This window comes from Micromonospora sp. NPDC005172 (assembly GCF_040608555.1).
Taxonomy (GTDB): Bacteria; Actinomycetota; Actinomycetes; order Mycobacteriales; family Micromonosporaceae; genus Micromonospora.
Window position 1 is genome coordinate 45355 of the sequence record NZ_JBEXIL010000035.1, and the last position, 23334, is coordinate 68688.

The 23334-nt window shown below is 74.3% G+C and carries 24 protein-coding genes; 17 read left to right on the forward strand and 7 right to left on the reverse strand.

From position 1 onward, the window contains the following. Positions 1-57 precede the first annotated feature (57 nt). The 7 genes from ABZV06_RS22585 (at position 58) to ABZV06_RS22615 (ending at position 5806) form a co-directional block, all read left to right on the forward strand. Positions 58-1041, forward strand: a complete 984-nt coding sequence (locus tag ABZV06_RS22585) for a dehydrogenase (protein WP_355245314.1) — start codon at positions 58-60, stop codon at positions 1039-1041. A 2-nt stretch (positions 1042-1043) separates the two neighbouring features. Further along, entirely contained in the window at positions 1044-1442 is a 399-nt protein-coding gene (locus ABZV06_RS22590) for a 6-carboxytetrahydropterin synthase (protein ID WP_355623900.1), read from the forward strand. A 41-nt stretch (positions 1443-1483) separates the two neighbouring features. Then, positions 1484-2536 (forward strand): glycosyltransferase family 4 protein, encoded by a 1053-nt coding sequence (locus ABZV06_RS22595; protein WP_355623941.1) that lies wholly within the window; start codon positions 1484-1486, stop codon positions 2534-2536. Further along, complete coding sequence (locus ABZV06_RS22600) at positions 2533-3357, forward strand: class I SAM-dependent methyltransferase (protein WP_355623903.1); 825 nt, start codon at positions 2533-2535, stop codon at positions 3355-3357. The genes ABZV06_RS22595 and ABZV06_RS22600 overlap by 4 nt, the downstream gene beginning before the upstream one ends. 64 nt (positions 3358-3421) lie before the next feature. Continuing rightward, positions 3422-4345, forward strand: a complete 924-nt coding sequence (locus ABZV06_RS22605) for a lysylphosphatidylglycerol synthase transmembrane domain-containing protein (protein ID WP_355623944.1) — start codon at positions 3422-3424, stop codon at positions 4343-4345. Positions 4346-4418: 73 nt separating this feature from the next. Continuing rightward, positions 4419-5102, forward strand: coding sequence for a GTP cyclohydrolase II (gene ribA, locus ABZV06_RS22610; RefSeq protein ID WP_355245323.1), 684 nt, complete (start codon positions 4419-4421; stop codon positions 5100-5102). Then, positions 5099-5806 carry a dihydrofolate reductase family protein gene (locus ABZV06_RS22615; protein WP_355245326.1) on the forward strand — a complete coding sequence of 236 codons (708 nt, stop codon included), beginning with the start codon at positions 5099-5101 and terminating at the stop codon, positions 5804-5806. Before ribA ends, ABZV06_RS22615 begins: the two co-directional genes overlap by 4 nt. Here the strand turns inward: ABZV06_RS22615 and ABZV06_RS22620 are convergent. Next, complete coding sequence (locus tag ABZV06_RS22620) at positions 5773-6276, reverse strand: hypothetical protein (protein ID WP_355623906.1); 504 nt, start codon at positions 6274-6276, stop codon at positions 5773-5775. The genes ABZV06_RS22615 and ABZV06_RS22620 overlap by 34 nt on opposite strands. Then, the gene (locus tag ABZV06_RS22625) at positions 6269-7636 is read right to left on the reverse strand and encodes a molybdopterin-dependent oxidoreductase (RefSeq protein WP_355623909.1); all 1368 of its coding nucleotides are present in this window, start codon (positions 7634-7636) and stop codon (positions 6269-6271) included. The genes ABZV06_RS22620 and ABZV06_RS22625 overlap by 8 nt, the downstream gene beginning before the upstream one ends. Positions 7637-7813: 177 nt before the next feature. Here ABZV06_RS22625 and ABZV06_RS22630 point away from each other — a divergent pair, with 177 nt between their 5' ends. After that, complete coding sequence (locus ABZV06_RS22630; protein WP_355623912.1) at positions 7814-8878, forward strand: NAD-dependent epimerase/dehydratase family protein; 1065 nt, start codon at positions 7814-7816, stop codon at positions 8876-8878. Between the two features lie 398 nt (positions 8879-9276). Here the strand turns inward: ABZV06_RS22630 and ABZV06_RS22635 are convergent, their stop codons facing one another. Further along, positions 9277-10665, reverse strand: a complete 1389-nt coding sequence (locus ABZV06_RS22635) for a hypothetical protein (RefSeq protein WP_355623914.1) — start codon at positions 10663-10665, stop codon at positions 9277-9279. 145 nt (positions 10666-10810) lie between these two features. On the opposite strand from ABZV06_RS22635, the gene ABZV06_RS22640 reads away from it, so the two are divergent. The 3 genes from ABZV06_RS22640 (at position 10811) to ABZV06_RS22650 (ending at position 12899) form a co-directional block, all read left to right on the forward strand. Continuing rightward, positions 10811-11485 carry a glycosyltransferase family 2 protein gene (locus tag ABZV06_RS22640; protein WP_355245341.1) on the forward strand — a complete coding sequence of 225 codons (675 nt, stop codon included), beginning with the start codon at positions 10811-10813 and terminating at the stop codon, positions 11483-11485. Continuing rightward, on the forward strand, positions 11482-12162 hold the full coding sequence (locus ABZV06_RS22645) for a DUF2064 domain-containing protein (protein WP_355623917.1): 681 nt from the start codon (positions 11482-11484) through the stop codon (positions 12160-12162). The genes ABZV06_RS22640 and ABZV06_RS22645 overlap by 4 nt, the downstream gene beginning before the upstream one ends. Positions 12163-12308: 146 nt before the next feature. After that, the gene (locus ABZV06_RS22650; protein WP_355245387.1) at positions 12309-12899 is read left to right on the forward strand and encodes a class I SAM-dependent methyltransferase; all 591 of its coding nucleotides are present in this window, start codon (positions 12309-12311) and stop codon (positions 12897-12899) included. An 11-nt stretch (positions 12900-12910) separates the two neighbouring features. Here the strand turns inward: ABZV06_RS22650 and ABZV06_RS22655 are convergent, their stop codons facing one another. From ABZV06_RS22655 to ABZV06_RS22665, 3 genes are all read right to left on the reverse strand, one after another. After that, positions 12911-13924 (reverse strand): HAMP domain-containing sensor histidine kinase, encoded by a 1014-nt coding sequence (locus tag ABZV06_RS22655; protein WP_355245347.1) that lies wholly within the window; start codon positions 13922-13924, stop codon positions 12911-12913. Beyond that, positions 13917-14609: a response regulator transcription factor gene (locus ABZV06_RS22660; protein ID WP_355245350.1), complete on the reverse strand. Its 693-nt coding sequence runs from the start codon at positions 14607-14609 to the stop codon at positions 13917-13919. The genes ABZV06_RS22655 and ABZV06_RS22660 overlap by 8 nt, the downstream gene beginning before the upstream one ends. 99 nt (positions 14610-14708) lie before the next feature. After that, a complete protein-coding gene (locus ABZV06_RS22665; RefSeq protein ID WP_355245353.1) occupies positions 14709-15410 on the reverse strand; it encodes a right-handed parallel beta-helix repeat-containing protein in 702 nt (233 codons plus the stop codon). 256 nt (positions 15411-15666) lie between these two features. Here ABZV06_RS22665 and ABZV06_RS22670 point away from each other — a divergent pair, with 256 nt between their 5' ends. Together ABZV06_RS22670 and ABZV06_RS22675 are read left to right on the forward strand one after the other, a co-directional pair. After that, the gene (locus tag ABZV06_RS22670; protein ID WP_355623920.1) at positions 15667-18399 is read left to right on the forward strand and encodes an Hsp70 family protein; all 2733 of its coding nucleotides are present in this window, start codon (positions 15667-15669) and stop codon (positions 18397-18399) included. Positions 18400-18455: 56 nt separating this feature from the next. Next, entirely contained in the window at positions 18456-19028 is a 573-nt protein-coding gene (locus ABZV06_RS22675) for a nucleosidase (protein WP_355623923.1), read from the forward strand. 12 nt (positions 19029-19040) lie between these two features. On the opposite strand, the gene ABZV06_RS22680 is transcribed toward ABZV06_RS22675, so the two are convergent. Beyond that, complete coding sequence (locus tag ABZV06_RS22680; RefSeq protein ID WP_355623926.1) at positions 19041-20228, reverse strand: low temperature requirement protein A; 1188 nt, start codon at positions 20226-20228, stop codon at positions 19041-19043. Positions 20229-20398: 170 nt separating this feature from the next. On the opposite strand from ABZV06_RS22680, the gene ABZV06_RS22685 reads away from it, so the two are divergent. The 4 genes from ABZV06_RS22685 to ABZV06_RS22700 all read left to right on the forward strand — a co-directional run bounded on the left by ABZV06_RS22685 (position 20399) and on the right by ABZV06_RS22700 (position 23324). Then, entirely contained in the window at positions 20399-21250 is an 852-nt protein-coding gene (locus ABZV06_RS22685; RefSeq protein WP_355245365.1) for a S1 family peptidase, read from the forward strand. A gap of 101 nt (positions 21251-21351) precedes the next feature. After that, a complete protein-coding gene (locus ABZV06_RS22690; RefSeq protein WP_355623929.1) occupies positions 21352-22368 on the forward strand; it encodes a sugar kinase in 1017 nt (338 codons plus the stop codon). A gap of 3 nt (positions 22369-22371) precedes the next feature. Continuing rightward, positions 22372-23115 (forward strand): IclR family transcriptional regulator, encoded by a 744-nt coding sequence (locus ABZV06_RS22695; RefSeq protein WP_355623932.1) that lies wholly within the window; start codon positions 22372-22374, stop codon positions 23113-23115. Then, complete coding sequence (locus tag ABZV06_RS22700) at positions 23112-23324, forward strand: hypothetical protein (RefSeq protein WP_355623935.1); 213 nt, start codon at positions 23112-23114, stop codon at positions 23322-23324. Before ABZV06_RS22695 ends, ABZV06_RS22700 begins: the two co-directional genes overlap by 4 nt. Positions 23325-23334: the final 10 nt, after the last annotated feature.

Genomic DNA, 23334 nt, shown 5'->3' on the forward strand with positions numbered 1-23334 from the left:
GAACACGGAAATCAGGGCCGTTCGGTTCGACCGGGACAAAAGGTGAGGTGTGCGAGGGTGATCCGCGAGGCGTACGCCTGCTGGGTGCGCGAGCCCGGCGCGGCGGAGATCCGGCCGGTGTCGCTGCCCGTTCCGGGCCCCGACGAGGTGCTGGTCCGGGCGCGCTACTCCGGGGTCAGCCGAGGCACCGAGACGCTGGTGTTCGCCGGCCGGGTGCCCCCCGACCAGTACGCGGCGATGCGCGCTCCGTTCCAGGAGGGTGACTTCCCCGGCCCGGTGAAGTACGGCTACCTCAGCGTCGGGGTGGTCGAAGAGGGCCCGCCGGAGCTGCTCGGGCGTACCGTGTTCTGCCTGCACCCCCACCAGAGCGCGTACGTCGTGCCGGCGACCGCCGTCGTGCCGGTGCCGGACGACGTGCCTCCCGCCCGTGCCGTGCTCGCCGGCACGGTGGAGACCGCCGTGAACGCCCTGTGGGACGCCGCGCCCCTGCTCGGCGACCGGGTCAGCGTGATCGGCGCGGGCATGGTGGGCTGCTGCGTCGCGGCGCTGGTGGCGCGGTTCCCCGGTGTGGACGTCGAGCTGGTCGACACCGACGCCCGCCGGGCCGGGGTGGCCGGAGCGCTCGGCGTCCGATTTGCGCGACCCGCCGACGCGACCGGCGACCGGGACCTGGTCGTGCACGCCAGCGCCACGTCCGCCGGCCTGCAACAGGCGCTGGACCTGCTCGCGCCCGAGGGCACGGTGATCGAACTGAGCTGGTACGGCGACCGCCAGGTGCAGGTGTCCCTCGGTGGGGCGTTCCACTCCGGACGGCTGACCGTGCGCAGCAGCCAGGTCGGCATGGTCGCGCCCGCGCGGCGTGGCCGCCGCAGCTACACCGACCGGTTGGCGCTGGCCCTGGACCTGCTCGACGACCCGGCGTTCGACGCGCTGATCACCGGCGCGTCCCGGTTCACGGAGCTGCCCGACGTACTCGCCCGACTGAGCACGGGCGACCTGCCCGCGCTCTGCCACCTCATCACCTACGACGACGGGGAGTGACCGTGTTCAGCGTGACCGTTCGGGATCACATGATGATCGCCCACAGTTTCCGGGGCGAGGTGTTCGGCCCGGCCCAGCGCCTGCACGGCGCGACGTTCGTGGTGGACGCGACGTTCCGCAGGCCCGACCTGGACGACGACGGCATCGTCGTGGACATCGGCCTCGCCACCGAGCAGCTGCGGGCCGTGGTCGGGGAGCTGTCGTACCGCAACCTGGACGACGAGCCCGCGTTCGCCGGGGTGAACACCACGACCGAGGTGCTGGCCCGTACCGTCGCCGACCGCCTGGCCGAGCGGGTGCACGCCGGCGAGCTGGGCGCCGGTGCCCGTGAGCTGGCCGGCATCACCGTCACCCTGCACGAGTCACACGTCGCCTGGGCCAGCTACGAGCGGTCGCTGTGACCGACGCGGGCCGGTCGACGCCGGCCCACGCCGCCGTCGGGATCGACGGCCCGCGTCCACGTACGGTGCACGTCGTCCTACCCGGCGACATCGACGACCCGGGCGCGCCCAGCGGCGGCAACACGTACGACCGGAGGGTCTGCTCCGGGCTCGGCGAGCGCGGATGGCTGGTGCACGAGCACCAGGTGCCCGGCGCCTGGCCGCATCCCGACCCCGGGGCGTGTGCCGCGCTGGCCCGGCTGCTCGCCGCCGCGCCGGACGACGCCGTGGTGCTCGTCGACGGCCTGGTCGCCTCGGCCGTGCCGGACCTGCTCGCCCCGCACGCGACACGGCTGCGCCTCGTCTTGCTGGTGCACATGCCGCTCGACGACGAGGCCGAGGGCCGGGCGCTGGCCACCGCTCGGGCCGTCGTCACCACCAGCGCGTGGACGCGCCGTCGCCTGCTGGCCCGCCACCGGTTGCCGGCCGACCGCGTCCACGTCGCGCCGCCCGGGGTGACGCCCGCACCACCGGCGCCTCCCGGCAGCGCAGCCGGTGACCGGCTGCTCTGCGTCGCCGCGGTCACCCGCCACAAGGGCCACGACGTGCTGGTCGACGCCCTGTGTGTGCTGGCCGACACGCCCTGGACGTTGGTCTGCGCCGGCACGCTCACCCGGGAACCCGAGCTGGTGCACCGACTGCGCGACCGGCTCGCCGGCGCCGGCCTTTCGGAACGGGTCCGGATGGCCGGCCCGCTGACCGGCCCGGCGCTCGACGCCGCGTACGCCGCCACCGACCTGCTGGTCCTGCCGTCGCGGGGCGAGACGTACGGGATGGTCGTCACCGAGGCCCTCGCGCGTGGCGTGCCGGTGCTGGGCACCGAGGTCGGGGGTCTGCCGGAGGCGCTCGGCAGTAGTCCCGACGGCGTCGTGCCCGGTCTGCTGGTCCCGCCGGACGACCCGGCCGCCCTGGCCGGCGCGCTGAGTTGGTGGCTGGGCGACGACGAGCTGCGATCCCGGCTGCGCCGCGCCGCGCTCGCCCGCCGCGACACCCTGACCGACTGGCCGACGACGACCGCGCGGCTGGCCGCCGTGCTCGAGGAGGTGACGGGGTGACCGTCGAGGAGACCCTGCCGTTCGCCGACTGGCTGCGTCTGCGCGAACCGGCCGACGCGGCGGCCCGCGCCGAGGACCTGGTGGACGCCGTCCGGCCCCGGCTGAGCGGCCACGACCCGATCCTGATCCACGACCTGGGCAGCGGCACCGGCTCGATGAGCCGCTGGCTCGCCGCCCGGCTGAGCGGACCGCAGCACTGGGTGCTGCACGACCGGGACGCCGACCTGCTGGCCCGTGCCGCCGACGGTATGGCCGGGCTGACCGCCGCCGACGGAGCGCCGGTCACCGTCGACACCCGCTGCGGCGACCTGACCCGGCTGAGCGCCGCCGACCTGTCCGACGGCGCGCTGGTCACCGCGTCCGCGCTGCTGGACATGTTGACCGCCGAGGAGGTCGAACGGGTGGTCGCGGCCTGCGTCGACGCCGGCCGCCCCGCCCTGTTCGCGGTGTCGGTGACCGGTCGGGTCCGGCTCACCCCGGCCGACCCGTTCGACGCCGCCGTCGAGGAGGCGTTCAACGAGCACCAGCGGCGTACCGTCGACGGCCGCCGGTTACTCGGCCCGGACGCCGCCGCCGTCACCGCCGCCGCGTTCGCCCGGCGGGGCGTACCCGTGCGGGAGCGACCCAGCCCGTGGCGGCTCGGCCCCCGCCAGGCCGACCTGGCCGCCGAGTGGTTCCGGGGCTGGCTGGGCGCGGCGTGCGAGCAACGCCCCGAACTGGCCGGCCCGGCCCGCGCGTACGCCGATCGTCGACTGGCCGAGGCGGCCGCCGGCGGGCTGGGCGTACTGGTCGAACACCTGGACCTTCTGGCGGGTGGATGAACCATCGACACCCTGGGTACGTGCACTAGAGGGAGTGGACGATCTTCAGGGAGGACCGGCGTCGATGGTGTGGGCCTGGGCACGAGTGGTCGGCGGGGCGGGCCTGCTCGCCGTCCTGCTGTGGCAGGTGGGCGGCGGCGCGTTCCTCGCCGGCGTACGGCTGATCGACGCGCCAGCGCTGGCCGCGGCCCTGCTCATCGGCGTGCTCACCACCGTCTGCGCGGCCTGGCGGTGGAGCCTGGTCGCCGGTGGACTCGGCGTGCGGCTGCCGCTGGCGACCGCGGTGGCGCACTGCTACCGGGCGGTGTTCCTCAACGCCACACTGCCCGGCGGTGTGCTCGGGGACGTCCACCGGGCGGTGCGTCACGGCCGCGACGCCGGCGACGTCAGCCGGGGCATCCGGGCAGTGGTCTGGGAGCGTACCGCCGGTCAGGTTGTCCTGGTGGGTGTCGCCCTGGTGGTGCTCGCGGCGTTCCCGTCCCCGGTGCGGCAGTACCTGCCGGCCGCCGCCGCCCTGCTGGCCGTGGCCGGCCTGGCCGTCGTGCTGCTGGCGCGCCTCCTGCCCGGCACCGGCCGGTCCCGGTGGGCACGCGGCGTACGCACCGCCGTCGCCGACGTGCGGGCCGGGCTGCTGGCCCGGCGGACCTGGCTGGGCGTGCTGGTCGCCTCCGCCGTGATGGTCGCCGGTCACCTGGCGACCTTCCTGGTGGCGGCACGGACCGCCGGGTCGGACGCTCCACTGGCACGGCTGCTGCCACTGACCCTGCTCGCTCTGCTGGCGATGGGTCTGCCCCTGAACGTCGCGGGTTTCGGTCCCCGCGAGGGCGTGGCCGCCTGGGTGTTCGGCGCGGCCGGCCTCAGCGCGGCCGAGGGCGTCGCCACCGCCACCGTCTACGGCGCCCTCGTGCTGGTGGCCAGCCTGCCCGGCGCGGCCGTGCTGCTCGCCCGGCGAGCCCGCAATCCCACCACCGCTCGGGAAGCCGCCTAGCGCGGTGACTGTTGAGTCAGTGGTGAGACGGTACGCGTCGCCGTTCGAGGACGGCGCCGGACAAAGGAGCCCCATGCCCGAAGCACTGCCCGTCGCCACGGTCCGTACGCAGGTCACGGTGCCCCTGGCGTTCCCCGACGGCTACAGCACCACCGTCCGGGTCTTCACGTTCAAGGGGCTGGTGGACGGTCGGGAACACCTCGCCCTCGGTCTGGGTGACTGGGCCGGCGCGCTGGACCGGCTCGCCGACGGTGGTGAGCCGCCGCTGGTCCGCCCGCACAGCGAGTGCCTGACCGGGGACGTGTTCGGCAGTCAACGCTGCGACTGCGGACCGCAGTTGCGCGAGGCGGTCCAGCGCATCACCGAGACCGGCGGCTTCCTGCTCTACCTGCGGCAGGAGGGCCGCGGCATCGGCCTGTACGCCAAGCTCGACGCGTACGCCCTGCAGGACGCCGGACTGGACACCTACCAGGCCAACGTGGCGCTGGGCCGGGGCGAGGACGAGCGCGACTACAGCGCCGCCGCGCAGATGCTGGCCACCCTGGGCGTGCCGCGCGTACGTCTGCTCAGCAGCAACCCGGACAAGGCCGAGCAGTTGACCCGGTTGGGCGTGGACGTCGTCGAACGCGTACCCACAAGCGTCTTCCTCTCCCCGGCGAACGCCGAGTACCTCGCGGCGAAGGCCGCCAAGGCGGCGGAGACCGAGGCGGCGGAGGCGCAGGCGGAGCGTACCCCCGACCGGCCCGTCTCCCGGTGAGCTGCCCAACGGCGTCGCCGCGGCCGTACGTGCTGCTGAGCTGCGCCACCTCCATCGACGGGTACATCGACGACGCCTCCGACCAGCGCCTGCTGCTGTCGAACGACGACGATCTCGACCGCGTCGACGCGGTCCGGGCGGACTGTGACGCGATCCTGGTCGGCGCCGCCACCGTCCGCCGCGACGACCCGCGCCTGCTGGTGCGGTCCGCGTCGCGGCGGACCGAACGGTTGGCGCGCGGCCGGCCCGCCTCGCCCACGAAGGTGACGCTGACCGCGCGCGGGGACCTCGACCCGACCGCCCGGTTCTTCACCGCCGGCGACTCCACCCGGCTCGTCTACTGTGCCAGCGGCGCGCTGGACAAGACCCGGGAACGGGTCGGCGCGCTGGCCACCGTGGTCGACGGGGGAGAGCCTGTCGACCTCGGATGGATCCTCGCCGACCTGGCGGCGCGGGGTGTGCGCCGCCTGATGGTCGAAGGTGGTGGAACGGTGCATGCCCAGTTCCTCACCGCAGGCCTCGCCGACGAGCTGCACCTGGTCGTCGCCCCCTTCTTCGTCGGCGACCGCCGGGCGCCCCGCTTCGTCGGCGAGGGGACCTTCCCCTGGCACCCGGGCCGCCGCGCCCGACTGGCCGAGGCCCGCCCGATCGGCGACGTGGTGCTGCTGCGTTACGCGCTCTCCGACCGCTGCCCCGACGACTGACGACGACGTCGCAGCGCGTACGCGAGTGCGCTGAGCAGGAACAGCGCCGCGCTGAGCGCCAGCCAGCGCAGCAGGTACGGCCGTTGGGTCTGGCCGGTGGCCGCCTCGTGGGTCGTCTCGCCCCAGCGCAGGATGCCCGGGGCGTAGACCACGAACAGCAGCGCCGTACCGAGCGCCGGCACCCGCAGGTGATTGAGCAGGGCGACCCGGCCGCGTACCACCGCGCGCAGCACGCGGTCGACGCTCGCGTACACCGGAAACAGCACCAGGTCGTGGGCGATGACCGCGCCGACGAACCAGAGCAGCATCCGGCCGAACGTCGCCTCCTGGGCGAGCCGCAGCGCCACCCAGCCGGCGAGGACGATGACCGCCGTCACCAGGACGAGGTGCCAGGGCGCGGCGCCGTAGGCGGCCCGCAGTCGCGCGGTCCGCCCGGCTGGCCCCTGCGTCGGCCTGACCCGCTCACCCATCGGTCCGCCCCCGGAAGTCGATCTCGGCGACCCACTTGGTGCAGTGCACGCCCGGCAGGGCGGGCACGATGATCCGGGCCGGGTAGCCGTGGTCGGGTGCGAGGTCGACGCCGTTGACCCGCAGGGCCAGCAGCGCATCCGGATCGAGCACCTGGTTGGCCGCGAGCACAGCGGTGCGGAACAGCCCGGCCTGCTCCAGCGACGAGACCCGTGCCGAGGCCGGGTCGGGCACCCCGGCGAGGGCGGCCAGGTCCCGAAGACGGACGCCGGTCCAGGTCTGCCGGGTCGACCAGCCCTCGACGCAGGCGATGGGCAGCGCGGCGGTGTGCTGTGCCAGGGCCAACAGGGCCAGCCGGTCCAGGCTCACGCTCCGGCCGCCACCGCGCAGCGTCAGCCGCCAGCTCGCGTCGGTCTGCTCGGGGCGTACGCCGGCGGCGGCGACGGTGCGGTTGACCGGGAAGCCGTTCGGCCCGGTGCCGGGCTGTCGCCCCCGGGGCAGCAGCAGCGCCGTGCGCCGCAGCGGGCCGTCCAGGCTCTGCCCGATGGTCAGAACCGCCAACAGCAGCGCCCCACCGCCCACCAGGCCCAGCGCTCCGCGCCGGCTCACGGTCGCCGGGCCGGGGTCGGCGGCGACCAGGCCGTCCGGGTCGGGCGGCTCGGGTCGCGTCGCGGCACGTGGGGTGCGCAGCTCCGCGCCCAGCGGACGGGACCGCAGCGCGGTCACCAACCGGGGGAACTTGATGATCACGTGAGCCACGAAGGCCGCCGTGAAGATCCAGGCACCGAAGTAGTGGGCGGTGTAGAAGTCGAAGCCGAACACGTACGAGTACTGGATGTTGAGCAGGCCGGTGGCGATCTGGAACAGGATCCCGCCGACCAGCAGCAGCAGGGTCAGCCTCTCCAGCACCTGCGCCAGGGAGCGGGCCGGCGGCCAGTCGAACAGCTTCGGCAGCACCGACCACAGTTTGCCCAGCACCACCGGGACGAGCACGATCCCGAGCGTCACGTGCAGCCCCTGCGTGAGGCGGAACAGCCAGGACGGCCGGGTCGGCCAGTCGAAGACCGGCAGCCGCAGCCACCCCACGCCCTGTGGGAACGCCTGGTCGAACCCGGGGCCGTAGGCGGCATAGTCGAGCAGCCCGGTGATGATCACCAGTGGTAGCGCCACCAGCAGCGCCGAGCCGTAGACGGCGGTGAGCCAGGGACCGCGCAACGGACTGCGCCAGGCACGCTCCGCCGCGTCCACACCGGGTGGGCGGTGCCGGGCCAGCCCTCGCCACAGCCGGCGCGGTGCGCCATAGCCGTCCACGTCCGACGCCCGGTCCCCGTCGACGCGCGGGCCGGATCTGCCTACGGGCACTCGCTGCTCCCTCCTCGTGCACTGTCGGCAGGTTAGACGGCAGACGTACGACGGGTCCGGGTTTACTCCATTACCGAACGCTTACCGCGCCGCAGCCGCCCGCCGAGCTGTTGCGAACTCCTTACGGCTCCGCCGAACCGGCCCGCCGGGCATCCGGACGGCCCTACCGTGGCCGACATGCGCGTACTGGTCACCGGCGCGGCCGGGTTCATCGGGTCGCAGGTCGTCGACCTGCTCGTCGAGCAGGGCCACAAGGTGGTGGCGCTGGACGCGCTGCTGCCCCAGGCGCACGGCGGGGAACTGCCCACCTGGTCCCGCGGGCACCAGGTGGTCCACGGCGACGTCCGCGACGGCGCCCTGCTGGACCGGCTGCTGTCAGGTGTGGACGCGGTCTGCCACCAGGCGGCGATGGTCGGTCACGGCCTCGACCCCTCGGACGCCCCCGACTACGTCACGCACAACGACTACGGCACGGCGGTTCTGCTGGCCGCGCTGCACCGGGCGGGGATCGGCCGTCTGGTGCTGGCCAGCTCCATGGTGGTGTACGGCGAAGGGCGCTACGTCTGCCCCGAGCACGCCACGGTGCGACCCGCGCCACGGCGGCCCGAGGATGTGGAGGCCGGCCGGTACGACCCGACCTGTCCCCACTGCGACCGAGGGCTTCTCCCGGTGCTCGTACCCGAGGACGCGCCGCTGGAGCCCCGCAGCACGTACGCCGCCAGCAAGCTCGCGCAGGAACACCTGGCCGCCGCCTGGGCCCGGCAGACCGGCGGGACGGTGTGGGCGCTGCGGTACCACAACGTCTACGGCCCCCGGATGCCCCGCGACACCCCGTACGCCGGAGTGGCGTCGATCTTCCGGTCGGCGCTGGCGGCCGGCGTGGCCCCTCGCGTGTTGGAGGACGGCCGGCAGCGGCGGGACTTCGTGCACGTCACCGACGTGGCGCGGGCGAACCTGCTGGCGCTCACCAAGGGCCTGCCGCCGGCCACCCTGATGCCGGTGAACGTCTGTTCGGGGGAGCCGCACACAGTTGGTGAGCTGGCGGTCGCCCTGGCCGACGCGATGGGCGGGCCGACCCCGCAGGTCGTGGGCGGGGCTCGCGCGGCCGACGTACGGCACGTGGTCGCCGACCCGCGCCGGGCCACGGAAATGCTCGGCTACAGCGCCCGGGTCGGCTTCGCCGAAGGCGTGGCCGGCTTTGCCACCGATCCGCTACGCGAACCAGCCGCCGTAGCAGGCTGACACCCGCCCCCGCGCGCCCTGCCGCCCCGGCCTGTTGCCCGCCGTCCCCTGTTGCCTGTTGGCCGCGGCCCAGTTGCTGATGTCCGTCGGCCATCACTCGGTCGCGCGCCACCGGCCCCGAACGTGCCGTGTCCAGCCATACCGGACCGACGTAAGCCGCCGCCGGCTCGTGGCCGCCGCCGATAGTGGTGCGCCCAGCGAGGCGGCACCAACAATGAGCGTGATGCCTGTGAGGCATCAATATGCCTCACAGGCATCACGCTCAACGGAGTGGCAGGGGCCAGCGGCTGTCCGCATTGGCCGTGCCCTGGCCCTGCCCACATGACCGCCGCTCTTCGCGCCTGCGCTCTCGCGCTGCCCGTGCCGTCCGTGCGTTGCCCCGGGCCCGTGCGTCGGTTCTAGGAGACCGTCCAGACCAGGTGGTTGACGGCCAGCGCGGTGAGCGCCTGCGCGGCCAGCCACCAGCGCCGCGAAGCCGCCGGCAGGTGGGCCGTGGACACCAGCAGCCAGACGACGAACGGCAGCCAGATCCGCTCCACCTCCGCCTTGCTCAGCCCGGACAGGTCCGCGCCGAGCACCGCCACCATGGCCGCCAGCGGTAGCAGCATCGTGGGCCCGGCTGCGCGTACCGCTGCTGCCGCAGGCAAGCCCAGCCGACCGCCGGCCCGCCAGCCGGGCGCGGCCGTCAGCGCGCGGCGCAGCGCCGGCCCCAGGACCGGGCCGGCGCTGAGCAGCAGCGCGGCCAGGTTGGCCCACACCCAGTAGGCGTAGGGGCGGTCGGCGGCCCAGCCCTGGTAGTACCGCTGGACGACGAGGTGGTAGCCGTCCCACCAGGAAAAACCTGCGGCGACGAACACCGCCGTGACGGCCGCGACACCGATGGCGGCGGCGAGCAGCGCGCTCAGACGGTGGGTACGGCGCAGCGCCACCACGGTCAGCGCGAGCACACCGACGAGGAGGAATCCGTACGACAGGTGCAGCGCGAAACCGAGCACCGCGCCACCGGCCAGCGCGGCGACGCGGCCACGGACGGCCAGCAGTGCCAGGCCGGCCGCGACCACGGCGGCGAAGATGCCGTCGGCCGAGGCGCCCACCCAGACCGCCCCGGGCGGTAGCACGAGGAACGGGATCACCGCGCGGGCCGCGTCGGGCGCGCCGAGCGCGCGCAGGGTGACCGGCACCGAGACCGCGATCGTGGCGCCGAGCAGTACGCAGGCCAGCGCGGCGGCCGTGCCTCCGCCCAGACCGACGCGGTCCAACCAGACGAAGACGAGCAACGCGCCCGGCGGGTGACCGGCGGTGTGGGTGGACCACGAGTCGGGTTGGAAGTCCACGATCCGGCTGGTGAAACCGGCCAGCATCGCCGGGATGTCGGTCACCCCGGGGACCTCGTGCAGATACTCGGCCTGCGGGGTGAGCCGCCGGGTCAGCCCCGCCGACCAGCCGTCCACCAGTGCCAACGACAGCGTCCAGGCCACCGCCGCCAGCCACGCGGCAGCCAACAGGGCACCCCAACGGGCCGTGCGGGCCCACCGCGCGCCCCACCCCACCACCACGGCCGCCACCACCAGCGCCGCCGGGCTGCCCCAGCCGACGTGTGGCCGCCACGTCGCGTACAGCGGAGCGGCATCCGCGTGCAGCCCGGCGTCGTGCGCGTTGAGCAGGGCTCCCACCAGCACGGCGACGCCGAGCAGCGCCGCTTCGATGCCCAGGACCAGGAGGTCCCCGGCGTGGCGGCGAGGTGGGGTCCGCCCGGGGGCGGCGGCGAGAGCGGTGGTCGAGGCCATGACCAACGGACGGTACGGCGGCAGCCCGTCCTCGCGCTCGCCAATCGGCGGCCTGTCACCGGACGGTAAGAAATGCCCGGGTGGTAAGGGTTCGGTAAGCACATTTCGGCCTCCGCCGCGAGGGTGCCGTCCTAGCGTCGGCGGTATGCCGACTGAGATCGACGTGGTGCTGCCGTGCCTGGACGAGGCAGCTGCCCTGCCGGGCGTGCTCACCGCGCTGCCGCCCGGCTACCGGGCAATCGTGGTGGACAACGGCTCGCGGGACGGCTCGCCCGAGGTGGCCGTTCGGCACGGTGCCCGGGTGGTGCACGAACCGCGGCGCGGCTACGGCGCGGCGGTGCACGCCGGTCTGGAGGCCGCCGACGCGGAGGTGGTGTGCGTCCTCGACGCCGACGGGTCGTTCGACCCCGCCGAGCTGCCGGCCCTGGTCGCGCCGGTGTCCGCCGGTACGGCCGACCTCAGCGTGGGCCGGCGTCGACCGGTCGGGGCGGGGGTGTGGCCGTGGCACGCCCGCGCCGGCACGGCGCTGGTCGCCGCGCTGCTGCGCCGTCGGGGCGTACCGCTGCGGGACCTCAGCCCCATCCGGGTGGCCCGCCGCCAGGCGCTGCTCGACCTCGGCGTCACCGACCGGGCTTTCGGCTACCCCCTCGAACTGCTGATCCGCGCCGCCGCCGCCGGCTGGCGCATCCACGAGATGGACGTCACCTACGCGCCCCGGGCCGCCGGCACCCGGTCCAAGGTGTCCGGTTCGGTGCGAGGCACCCTGCGCGCCACCCGTGACTTCGCCGGCGTGCTGCGGACCGTGGACGGCCCCCGGTGACCGTTCTGCTGGTGGTCGCCAAGGCGCCGGTCGCCGGGGCGGTGAAGACGCGGCTCTGCCCACCTGTCACGCCCGCCCAGGCGGCCCGGATCGCCGCCGCCGCGCTGCGCGACACCCTCGACGCCGTCCGCGCCACCCCCGGCGTCACTCCCGTCCTGGCCTGGTCGGGTCGTCTGGCCGAAGCCGAGGACGCCGACGCGTTGACCGCCGCGCTGGCCGGCTGGTCGGTGCTGGACCAGCGCGGCGTCGGGCTCGGCGACCGGCTCGCCAACGCGTACGCGGAGGTCGCGGCGGCGTACCCCGGGCAGCCGGTCGTGCAGATCGGCATGGACACCCCGCAGGTGACACCGGCCCGGCTGGCGGCGGCGGTGGTGGGGCTGCGCGCCGCCGACGCGGTGCTCGGCCGGGCGCACGACGGAGGCTGGTGGTCGTTGGGACTGCGCGACCCGAGGCACGCCCGGGTGTTGCGCGACGTGTCCATGTCGACCCCGAACACCGGTCACGACACGTGGGCGGCCCTCACGGGACACGGTCTGCGTACCGCGCCGTTGCCGGTGCTGCGCGACGTCGACGAGTGGCCGGACGCCCTCGCGGTGGCCGTCGAGGTGCCCGAGGGGCGCTTCGCCCGACAGGTCGCGGCGGTCCGCCGCACCCTGCTGCCGGAGGGCCGGCGGTGAACCCCGTCGACACCGCCCCGGTGGACGTCGCGCCGCCCGTACGGTCGCCGTCCGCGCCGCCGACGGCGACCCGAGGGTACGACGAATCGCCGGCGGATCCCTTCGCCACCGCGCTCGCCACCGACCGTGTCACGTCGCGACGGTGGCTGGTGCACGGCGATGGTGTCCGCAGCCGACTTCCCGTGGACCGCTGGCACGGCGCGGCCGAACCGGCGGTCGCCGGTCTCGTCGCCCGCTGTGGCGGCCCGACGCTCGACCTCGGGTGTGGGCCGGGGCGGCTCACCGTCGCGCTCACCCGGGCCGGTCTGACCGCCGTCGGCGTCGACGTCTCCGCGACGGCGGTGCGACTCACGCGCGCCCGTGGCGCGGTGGCGGTGCACGGCGACCTGTTCGGACCGCTGCCGGCCGAGGGCCGGTGGGCCCACGTGGTGCTGATCGACGGGAACATCGGCATCGGCGGCGAGCCGGTCGCGCTGCTGCGCCGCTGCCGGGAGCTGCTCGCACCGGGTGGCACGGTCCTGGTCGAGCTGGAGCCGCCCGGCGCGGGCTTGTGGCAGGGCCAGGCCCGGGTGGCCGCCGAGCAGGGGGCCGGACGGGTGCTGCTCGGTCCCGCGTTCCGCTGGGCCCGGCTGGACGCGCACGCGGTGCACCCGGTCGCCGACGCCGCCGCGATGGTGGTGCGGGACGTCTTCCGGCAGGGCCGGCGTTGGTTCGGTGAGCTGCGGGCGAGCCGCTGAGGGCACGGGCGTCAGGCCGTTGGCAGGCGTACCACGAATCGGCAGCCACCGACGACGTTCTGCACGTCCACCCGGCCGCCGTGCGCCTCGACCAGCCCGCGCACGATCGCCAGCCCCAGTCCGCCGGAGCCCTCCCCACCGGCGCGCGGCGTCCGGGCCGGCTCGCCCCGGAACGCCACGTCGAACAGTCGGGGCAGGTCGTCCTCGGGGATGCCGCCGCAGGTGTCCGCGACCGCCAGCCAGGCGGCGTCGCGTTCACACCCGGCGTCCACCCGCACCGTGCCGTCGCTCGGCGTGTAGTGCACGGCGTTGAGCAGCAGGTTTCCCACCACCCGGGCCAGTTCGGGTTCGCTGGCCAGCACCGTGGGCCAACCCGACTCGGCGGCCACCAGGCGGATGCGGCGGGCCTTCGCCAGCGGCGCGGTGCCGGCCAACGCGTCGGAGACCACCTCGCCGAGCGGCACCGCCGACAGGGTCAGGCGCAGCGCCCCGGCGTTGATCCGGGACAGCTCGAACAGGTCGTCGACGAGGCGGGTCATCCGGTCGGTCTGCACTCGGATGCGCCGGTGGTACTCCGCGACCGTCGCCGGGTCGTCGACCACCCGGTCCTCCAGCGCCTCGGCCATCGCGCGCAGGCCGGCCAGCGGTGTGCGCAGGTCGTGCGACACCCAGGCCACCAGGTCCCGGCGGCCCTTCTCGACCCGGCGTTCCCGCTCGCGGGCCTGGGCCGCCCACACCGCGGCCGCCGCCAGCCGACGCCCGAAGTACCAGCCCACCCCCAGGCTCACGACCGCCGCCGCGGCGACCGTGAGCAGGACGACCTGGAGGTCGTGGGGGGACAGGAACATCGCCTGGGCGACGACCACCACCCCCGCCACCACGGCGACCACGGTGATGGTGAGCAGGACGCACACGTGCACGGTGATCGACCGGTGTCGTAGCAGCCGCAGGGTCAGCGCGCCGAGCAGGCCCACGCCGAGCGCGGCCGCGAGCGCCGCCGCGAAGATCAGCGCCAGGTCACGCATCGGTCGGCTCGTACCGGTAGCCGACGCCCCAGACCGTCACGATCCGTCGCGGCTCGGCCGGGTCGTCCTCGATCTTCTCCCGCAGTCGCCGGACGTGCACCGTCACCGTGGACTGGTCGCCGAAGTTCCAGCCCCACACGCGTTCCAGCAGCTCGGCGCGCTTGAACGCCCGCGTCGGATGCCGCATCAGGTGCGTCAGCAGGTCGAACTCGCGCAGCGTCAGGGCCAGCTCCCTGCCGTGCAGCCGGGCGATCCGCGGCCCGGTGTCCACCTCCAACCCCGCGTCGGTGAGCAGCTCGGCCGCCGGCGCGGCCGGCTCGCCGACCCGGCGCAGCACCGAACCGACCCGCAGCACCAGCTCGCGCGGCGAGAACGGCTTGCCCAGGTAGTCGTCGGCGCCCAGTTGCAGCCCGAGCACGCGGTCCGCCTCGTCGCCGCGGGCGGTCAGCATGATGATGGGTACGCCGTCCGGCCGCTCCCGCAGTCGCCGACACACCTGCAACCCGTCCAGCCCCGGAAGCATCAGGTCCAGGACGACCAGGTGCGGCGGCCGGTCCTGGACGGCCTCGAGCGCGGCCAGACCGTCACCGACGTGGCTCACCTCGTACCCGGCGTGTTCCAGGTAGCGGCAGACCACGTCACTGACGGTCCGGTCGTCGTCGACCACGAGCACCCGCTGCGCCACCGGCCACCTCCCCGCAGCCAGCCTAGCCAGCACGGATGCGAACGGCGATTGCCCAGATCTTGCGGTTTGCTTACCGCCGAGGCCGGGGTTCGACGGCGCTCAACCCTTGGTGTTGCCACCCTTGTTGGTGATGCTCGCCGTCGTGCAGTTGCTCCAGCTCAGGTTTGTGCCGCTGCCCTTGCCGCCCCAGCGGATCAGCTTTATCGACTTGCCCGAGTAGGCGGTCCCGTACCTGTTGTTCTTGAAGGTGCTTCCCCGACTGCACACCTTCTCGCCCTTTGCCGGGTCGCTCCACTCGCTGAAGACGGCGTAGGTGCCGGACTTGACGAAGGTGTTGCCGCTGACCGTGGTGTTGTTGCTGCCGTTGCGGATTCGTACCGGGTCACCCGTGATGGAGGAGAACGTGTTGCCGGTGATGCGGCTGCCCGTGGTGTTGACGAGGTAGATCCCGTGCATGTTCCCCTTGTTGCTCAGACGGGAGAAGACATTGTTCTTGATCACGATGCCGGACGAGTTCTTGACGTGGACGCCCGCGAAGCCCTTGGGCCCGCTGAGCCTCGTGAACGTGTTGCCGCTGATCGTGACCTTCGAGACGTTCGTGAGCAGAATCGCGTTCTGATGGTTGGAGAAGGTCCGGCCGCTGATGGTGAAGTTGCCCGGACCGCCGTTGATGCAGAGCTGGTAGTCGCCCGTCGGGCAGGTGACCTGCCCGGGGTATGTCGGGGCGGCCGCCGCCGTGCCAGCCACCAGGGTGCTGGCTGTCGCGGCGAGGGTCAGTGCGACGAGTAGACGCTTCAGCACGAGATTCATCCTCGATGTGGGGAGCGGGTGCGATCGTCGCGTGTCTTGCTCGTGCCGGCGCGATCGCTGGACACCGCTCAGTTTTTGCGAGCCCGATCGTCGCGACAACGGCGGCGCACGTTCGGGACCGTCCCGAACGTGACGGACGCCCGTCCACCCGCCACCGATCGCAGGCTGACCGACCGCTCAGGCCGCCGGCGTGGGCTGCGTACGATGCGGGGCTGGGTTTCCCGTGTCCCGGCGGAGGTAGCGGCAGATGGCAGGCCAGCACGAGGGTTTCGCCCTCGGTGTCGACCTCGGCACGTCCAACACGGTCGCCGTGCTGCGGTGGCCGGACGGCCGGACGCGTGCGTTGCTGATGGACGGTCAGCCGGTCAGCCCGTCCGCCGTGTACGCCGACCCGGACGGCACCCTGCACGTCGGGTGGGACGCCCGACGGCTGGCGCAGGCCGACCCGGCCCGGTTCGAGGCGAACCCGAAGCGACGGGTGGACGAGCCGGGCGTACGGCTGGGCGACCGCGTGTACCTTCCGGCGGAGCTGCTCGCCGCGGTGCTGGCCGCCGTCGGGCGGGCCGCCGTGGACGCCGTCGGCTTCCTGCCTCCGGCCGTGCTGACGTGCCCGGCGGCGTGGGACGAGGCCCGTCGGCAGGTGCTCGCCGACGCGTTGCTGCGGGCGGGCTGGCCGCAGGCGGCCGAGCACACCCTCGCCGGGCCGACGCCGCCGGGCACCCGGCTGCTGCGCGAGCCGGTGGCCGCCGCCCGCTACTACGCGCAGGTGCTGCACCGGCCGGTGCCGGTCGGCGGCGCGCTGGCGGTTTTCGACTTCGGCGGTGGGACGCTCGATGTCGCGGTGCTGCGCAACGAGGGCGCCGACCCGTGGGGCGACTCGGGCTTCCGCGTGGTCGCCGACGGCGGGCTACCCGACCTGGGCGGTCTCGACCTGGACGCGGCGCTGGTGGGGCGGGTCGGCGAGCTGCTCGGCGAGCGGCACGCCCGACGGTGGGCCCGGCTGGTCCGGCCGGCGGACCCGGCGCAGCGCCGCGACCAGGTCCGGCTGTGGGACGAGGTACGCGGCGCGAAGGAGACGCTGTCCCGTTCGACGGTGGCCCCGGTCGCGGTGCCGGGGGTGGCCGAGGCGGTGCGGTTGACCCGGGAGGACGTCGAGCGGGTGCTCACGCCGCTGCTGCGTCGGGCGGTGGAGCGGGCCCGGGAGGTCATCGCCGCCGCCGGCCTACGCCCCGACCAGCTCGCCGGCCTGTTCCTGGTGGGCGGCTCGTCGCGGATTCCCCTGGTCGGGCGGATGCTGCACGCCGAGCTGGGCGTCGCCCCGACGGTCCTGGACCAGCCGGAACTGCCGGTCGCCGAGGGTGCGCTGACGGACCTTCCACTGCGCCGGGCGTTGCCGGCGTACGCGGGTCGGCAGGCCGCCGCGCCCGCACTACCCGTACCGCCCCCGGCCGGGCCACCCGCGCCGGCTGTCGCGGGCCCCTCCGCGCCGGCTGCGGCGACCGTGCCGTCGCAACCCGCGCCGACGGCGGGCGGTCCGGAATGGCCGCCGGCGACCGTGCCGGAGCCGCCGGCCCTCGCGAGCACCCCGGTCGGCACGCCGACACCCACCCCACCCGGCGGTACGACCTGGCGGCGGACCCGCTGGGTGGTGCTCGGCGCGGTGCTCGCCCTGGCCGGGGTGGCGACCGCGGCGACGCTCTACCTCCTCCGTGACCGCTACCCGGACCTGGAGTTCGGGCCGCTGCGCGAGGTGTCCAGGCCGTCCGCCGGTGTCGAGCGGCCGACCGATATGTGGACGGCGGTGCTCGGCGACCGGGCCTACCTCGGGTTCGGGCTTCCCGACGACCGGCTGGAGGTGGTGGCCGTCGACACCGGTACCGGCGACGAGCTGTGGCGCAGGCAGACCGACGTCACGTCCGACGACTGGGCCGGCCTGGTCGCCGTACCGGGGGCGGTCGCGGTCCTCGCCGACGCGCCTGGCGACAGCACCCCACGCGAACTGGCCGTCCTGGACGGCCGCTCGGGCGCGCAGCGCTGGCACCGGTCGGTCCGCGGCGACGACGACGTCTACTTCTCCGACGACACCGCCGTCCTGGTGGACCGGGCCGCCGGGCGGCTGGTCGGCCTGAAGCTGGCCGACGGCACCGACAGGTGGAGCAGGCCCAACCCGCGTGACGAGTACGGCGGTGTGCGTACCGTCGTCCGGCCGGTGGACACCGACGCGGCGGCGGGCGGGCCGGCCTTCCTCGACGGCGCTGCCCGCGACCCGTGGACGGGCAAGGGCCGGCGACTCGTGCAGCTCGGGGCGGACCGGTCGGCGCGGCTGCTCGACATGGGCTCCGGCGACGTGCTGCGCGAGTGGGGCAACGTCGCCGACCTCGACGACCTGGTGGTGGCGTACGAGGATCGGCTCTACGTGACCCCCACCGACGGCGGGTACCAACTGCTGGCGTACGACCTGACGTCCGACGCCGCGCCGGTGGTCCTGTACCGGGCCGGGAACGCGGAGTACCGGCCGAAGGCGCTTGTCGCCTGCGGCGAGCGGCGGGCGTGTCTGGTGCAGGTGCGCAACGGCGACGCCGAGCGCACCGAGGTGGTGGCGGCGACCGAGGGCAAGGCCCCGGTGTCCTGGTCGGCGCCGGGCGTGACCGGCCTGGTGGCGGTCGGTGAGCAGGTGCTCGCCCAGCGGGAGTACCCGAAGTCGACGGTCAGCCTCTTCGGTCCCGCCGGCACGGCGGTGCTGGCCGAACGTCCCGGCGTGGCGGCCCGGCTGGACGGCGGCAACCTCCTCGTCTTCGCCGAGCCGACCAGCACGGTGGCGGACAGCCGCAGCGTCGCCGGGGTGTGGGCGGAGTCGGGCGAGGTCGACGAGCTGGGTCAGCTCGTCGACGTACGCAGCGCGTCCTGCTCGTGGAACACCCGCGTCATCGCCTGCGGGGCGGACCGGGACTTCGTGCTGTACCGGTTCGCCGACGACTGAGCGGCCGGGCCGTCGGCTGTCGGGTGGCCGCCGGCCGCCGCCCGTAGGATGCTGCGGTGATTCTCCGAGGTGTGGTCCGCGCCGATCGTCCGCTGGTGGTGCTCGCCGTCGGTGAGGAGGCCCGCTATCTGCCGGACGAGCTGCCGGTGCTGCTCACCGGCATGGGCAAGGTCAACGCCGCCAGCGCGGTCGCGGCGGTGCTGGCCGCCGGGCCGCGCCCCAGCCTGCTGCTCAACCTGGGCACGGCCGGCGCGCTGCGCCCCGGCTGGACGGGCATCCACGAGGTCGCCACGGTGCTCCAGCACGACCTGGACACCGCCCTGCTGCGCACCCTCACCGGTCAGACCTACGGCGCGCCGCTCTCGCTGGCCGCCGAGGGCGCGGTGCTGGCCACCGGTGACACGTTCGTGGCGGACGACGACGCGCGGGACCGGCTGGCGAAGCGCGCCGACCTGGTGGACATGGAGGGGTACGCGGTGGCCTGGGCCGCCGCGCAGGCGGGCGTGCCGTGCCGGCTGGTCAAGCAGGTCAGCGACGAGGCGGGGGAGGGCGCGGCCCGAACCTGGCGGGAGTCGGTCGACGACTGCGCCCGGGATCTCGCCGAGTGGGTCGGTCGACACCTCGCCTGACCGGTCGAGGGGTCAGCCGGTCAGCCCTCGCGGGCGGAGCCCCCGCGTGGTCTCCCGGCCGCCGGCCCCGGGGATGAGGACGTGCCCGGCGAGCGCGAGGGCCACGATCGCGGTGACCGCCACCGGTGGCCAGCCACCGGCCCAGGGCAGTAGCAGCAGAGGCAGTGACTGCAATGCCACTCGTCGCCACGGCACGTGGGCGGACACCAGGTAGGCGAACAGCGCACGGCCGATCACGAACACCAGTGGCCCGCCGATGATCAGCATCAGCCACCGCGCCGGGGTCGTTCCGGTCGGATGGTTGACGACCAGGTCGAAGGAGGCCGCCGTGACGGCCACGCCGACCAGCAACACCACATGGGTGTACGGAGCGATCCGGGTGGACCGGCCGGGCGCCGAGGACTCCGCCGTCTCGAGCAACTCGCCGGCCCGGAAGACGTACACCTGCCAGAGCAGCAGCATGATGGCGAACGCACAGAGCAGCGCGGCGATCCTGGCGCTGTCGAACTCGCTGCGGCTGAGTTCCAGGGTGGGCACCAGGATGATGTCGCCGAGGGCCAGGATGGTGAACTGCTGGTACCGCTCGCCGAGGTGCGCGGTGGTCCGGTCGTACTGGTCGAGAGGCACCCGGCCGAGCCGCGGTGTCGGATAGCGCGCCGCCGCGGAGAGCAGGTCGATGGCGATCGCCGTGGTCCAGATCCACCACCGATCGCCATCGATGAGTGACCCGACGATCCAGAGGACGCCGGACACCAGGAACCAGAACAGGAACCGGGTGGCGCGGGCCATCGCCGCGCGATGCCGCAGCCGGTGCAACGCGCTGACCAGGATGATGCCGCGCGTCACGTGGGTGCCGACGTAGGCGAGTGCGAAGGCCAGCGACTCACCTCTGGTGATCATCGGCAGCGATGCCGCCATCCCGACCGACCCGACCATGGCGATCATCAGGATGGCCTGGATCGGGCGCTGCTGCGGGTCGTAGAACTCGGTCGTGGTGGTGGTGACCGACCACGTCCACCAGATCGCGGTCAACATCAGCGCGACCGACGCGCTCTCGGCCCAGGACCGCTGGTCGGCGAGCAGAGTCGAGGTCTGCGCGAGCGCGGCCACGAAGACCACGTCGAAGAGCAGTTCGAGCAGCGTCGCCCGGGTCGACCCGTCCGGCCGGCGTACCAGCGCCGCGGTGCCTCCGGTGGTCATGCCCGGCCTCCCGCCGTGTCCTGGAGATTATCGGCGGCGGCGGCGCGGTCCGTCCCCGGATCGGCGATTCCCGCGGAGCGGGGAAGAGGGCGATCGGAGGTTGCCACGGCGCTGCGCCCCGGGCGACGCTTGTCGACATCCATCGATCTCGATCTCTGTCGGAGGTTCGGATGCGCCGTTCCCCGCTCGTCGTCCTCGTCCTGACCGCCCTGCTGCTCGTCGCGCCGGGCGCGGCGCAGGCCGCCCTCCCCGACCGTGCCGGGTCCGATCCGGTCGGCGTCCTGTCCGGGGTACGCACGCCGGGCACCGCCTGGGGGCTCGACCCGGCCAGTGGCCGGATGATCGTCACCGTCGACGACACGGTGGCGCCCACCGACGTGGCGAGGCTGCGGACGGTGGCCGACCGCGCCGGCGCGTTGCTGCGCCGGGAGCCCGGCACGCTGCGCACCCTGATCGCCGCCGGTCAGGGCATCTACGGTGGCGGCGGCCGCTGCTCACTCGGCGCGAACGCGCGCAGCGGCAGCACCTACTACGTGATCACCGCGGGCCACTGCACCACCACCGCGGCCACCTGGTACACCGACAGCGCGCAGACGACAGTCCTGGGTACCCGGACCGCCACCAACTACCCGGGCGACGACTACGGCCTGATCCGCTACACCGGCCGGATCGCCCACCCGAGCGCCGTCTACACCTACCCCGGGCTGCTCACCATCAACGGCCCCGGCACCGCGTACGTCGGTCAGGCGGTGTGCCGCAGTGGCGTCACGACCGGGGTTCGCTGCGGCACCGTCACCGGTCTCAACCAGACCGTCAACTACGCCACCGGGGTGATCTACGGGCTGATCCGCACCAACATCTGCGCCGAGCCGGGGGACAGTGGCGGGCCGCTGTACGTGGCGTCCACCGGCACCATCCTCGGCATCCTCTCCGGGGGCAGCGGCAACTGCACCTCCGGCGGCACCACCTACTACCAGCCGATCGCGGAGGTGCTGGCCGCGTACGGACTGACCCTGCCCTGATCGCCGTTGTGCTCTCCGCAACGGGTTGCTCGCGTGGCACAACGCGCCTAGGCTCGGCGGGACCCCGGACCCCGGACCCCTCACCGAGGACGTGCGCCGCGATGCCGAGCGAACCCCGACCCGACCGCGCGGCCACCTCGGCCGGTCCACCGCCGGCCGAGGTGGTCACGGTGGGGGAGACGATGGTGATGCTCTGCCCACCCGTGGGTGAGCGGCTGGAGCACGCCGAGCGGGTCGACCTCTCGGTCGGCGGCGCGGAGTCCAACGTGGCCGGCTACCTGGCGCGGCTCGGCCACCGGGTGACCTGGGTGAGCCGCGTCGGCGACGACCCCTTCGGCCGGGCGGTCGTCCGGCACGTCGCCGACGCCGGTGTCGACGTCGACCTCGTGACGGTGGACCCGAGCGCCCCCACCGGCCTGTACGTCAAGGACCCCGGCCCCTCGTCCACCGCCGTGCACTACTACCGGGCCGGCTCGGCCGCGTCCCGGATGGACTCCGGCGCGTTGGCCGACCCGCGGCTGGCCGGCGCGCGGGTGCTGCACCTGTCCGGCATCACCCCGGCGCTCTCGGCCTCCTGCCGGGCGTTGGTCGAGCAGGCGGTGACCGACCGGCCGCTGACGGGCGCGCTGGTCAGCTTCGACATCAACCACCGGGCCCGGCTCTGGCCCGCCGAACGGGCCGCGCCCGTGCTGCGCGACCTCGCCGACCGCAGCGACGTCGTGTTCGTCGGGCAGGACGAGGCGTACGCCCTCTGGGGGGCCACCGACCCGGCGGCGGTACGCCGACTGCTGCCCGGTCCGCAGACGGTGATCGTCAAGGACGGTGCGGTCGACGCCACCGCCCTGCTCCGGGACGCCGAGCCGGTCGTCGTCCCGGCTCCCCGTGTCTCCGTCGTGGAGCCGGTCGGGGCCGGTGACGCGTTCGCCGCCGGCTACCTGGCCGGGTTGCTGCGTGACCTCGACCCGACACGACGGCTGCGCCTCGGTCACCTCGTCGCCGCGCAGGCGCTGGGCAGCACCGGCGACAGCGCGCCGCTGCCGCCGCCGTCGTGGTTCGACCGGCTGCTCGACGGCCCCTGGTCGCCGCCCGACCTGACCGGCGTACGGGTCGAGGGCTGAGCGGTGTCCGAGGGCGTCGACCGGGCCATGCGCGTGCTCGAATTCCTGGCGCGCGAGCCGGCGCAGCTCGGCGGGGTGGCCGCCCACCTGGGCGTGCACAAGTCCACCGCGCTGCGGCTGTTGCAGACCCTCGAGGCGGGCGGTTTCGTACGCCGTACCGACGGCGGCTGGACGGTGGGCCTGCGGCTGATCGACCTCGCCCAGCAGGCACTGGACTCCCTGGACGTCCGCGCGGTGGCCCGTGGGCACCTGGCGGCGCTGGGCCGCGACTGCGGGCACACCATCCACCTGGCACAGATGGTCGACGACGACCTCGTCTACGTCGACAAGATCGAGGCGCGGGGTCAGGTACGCATGTACTCCCGGATCGGCCGTACCGCGCCCCTGCACGCCAGCGGCGTGGGCAAGGTGGTGCTCGCGTACAGCCCGCCGTCACGGTTGGCGCACCTGGTCGAGGGGGTCACGCTGCCCGCGTACACCCGGGCCACCATCTGCGACCCGGCAGCTCTGCGCGTGGAGCTGACGGCCATCGTCGAGCGGGGCTGGGCCGCCGACGACGGCGAGTTCGAACCGCTGATCACCTGTGTGGCCGCGCCCGTCCGGCAGGCCGACGGCGCGGTCACGGCCGCGGTCTCGGTGACCGCGCCGACCGTGGTGGCCACCCTCGCCGACCTGCGCGCCGTGCTACCCCGACTGCTGGACACCACCCGGCAGATCTCCCGCGACCTCGGATGGAGTGGACCATGACCACAACGGACTTCGCGCACATCTTCGGCAGCGCCCGGGTGATGGCGATCCTGCGCGGTCTGCCGGTCGCCGAGACCGTCCGGCTCGCGGAGCGCGCCTGGGACCTGGGCATCGACGTCGTGGTGCGGTGGTGGCGGCGAGCATGTGGCCGGCCTGGTCGATGCTGCGCTACGGCCTCGGTCTGGGCGTGGACGCGGCCCGCGGGGTGATGAGCCGTAC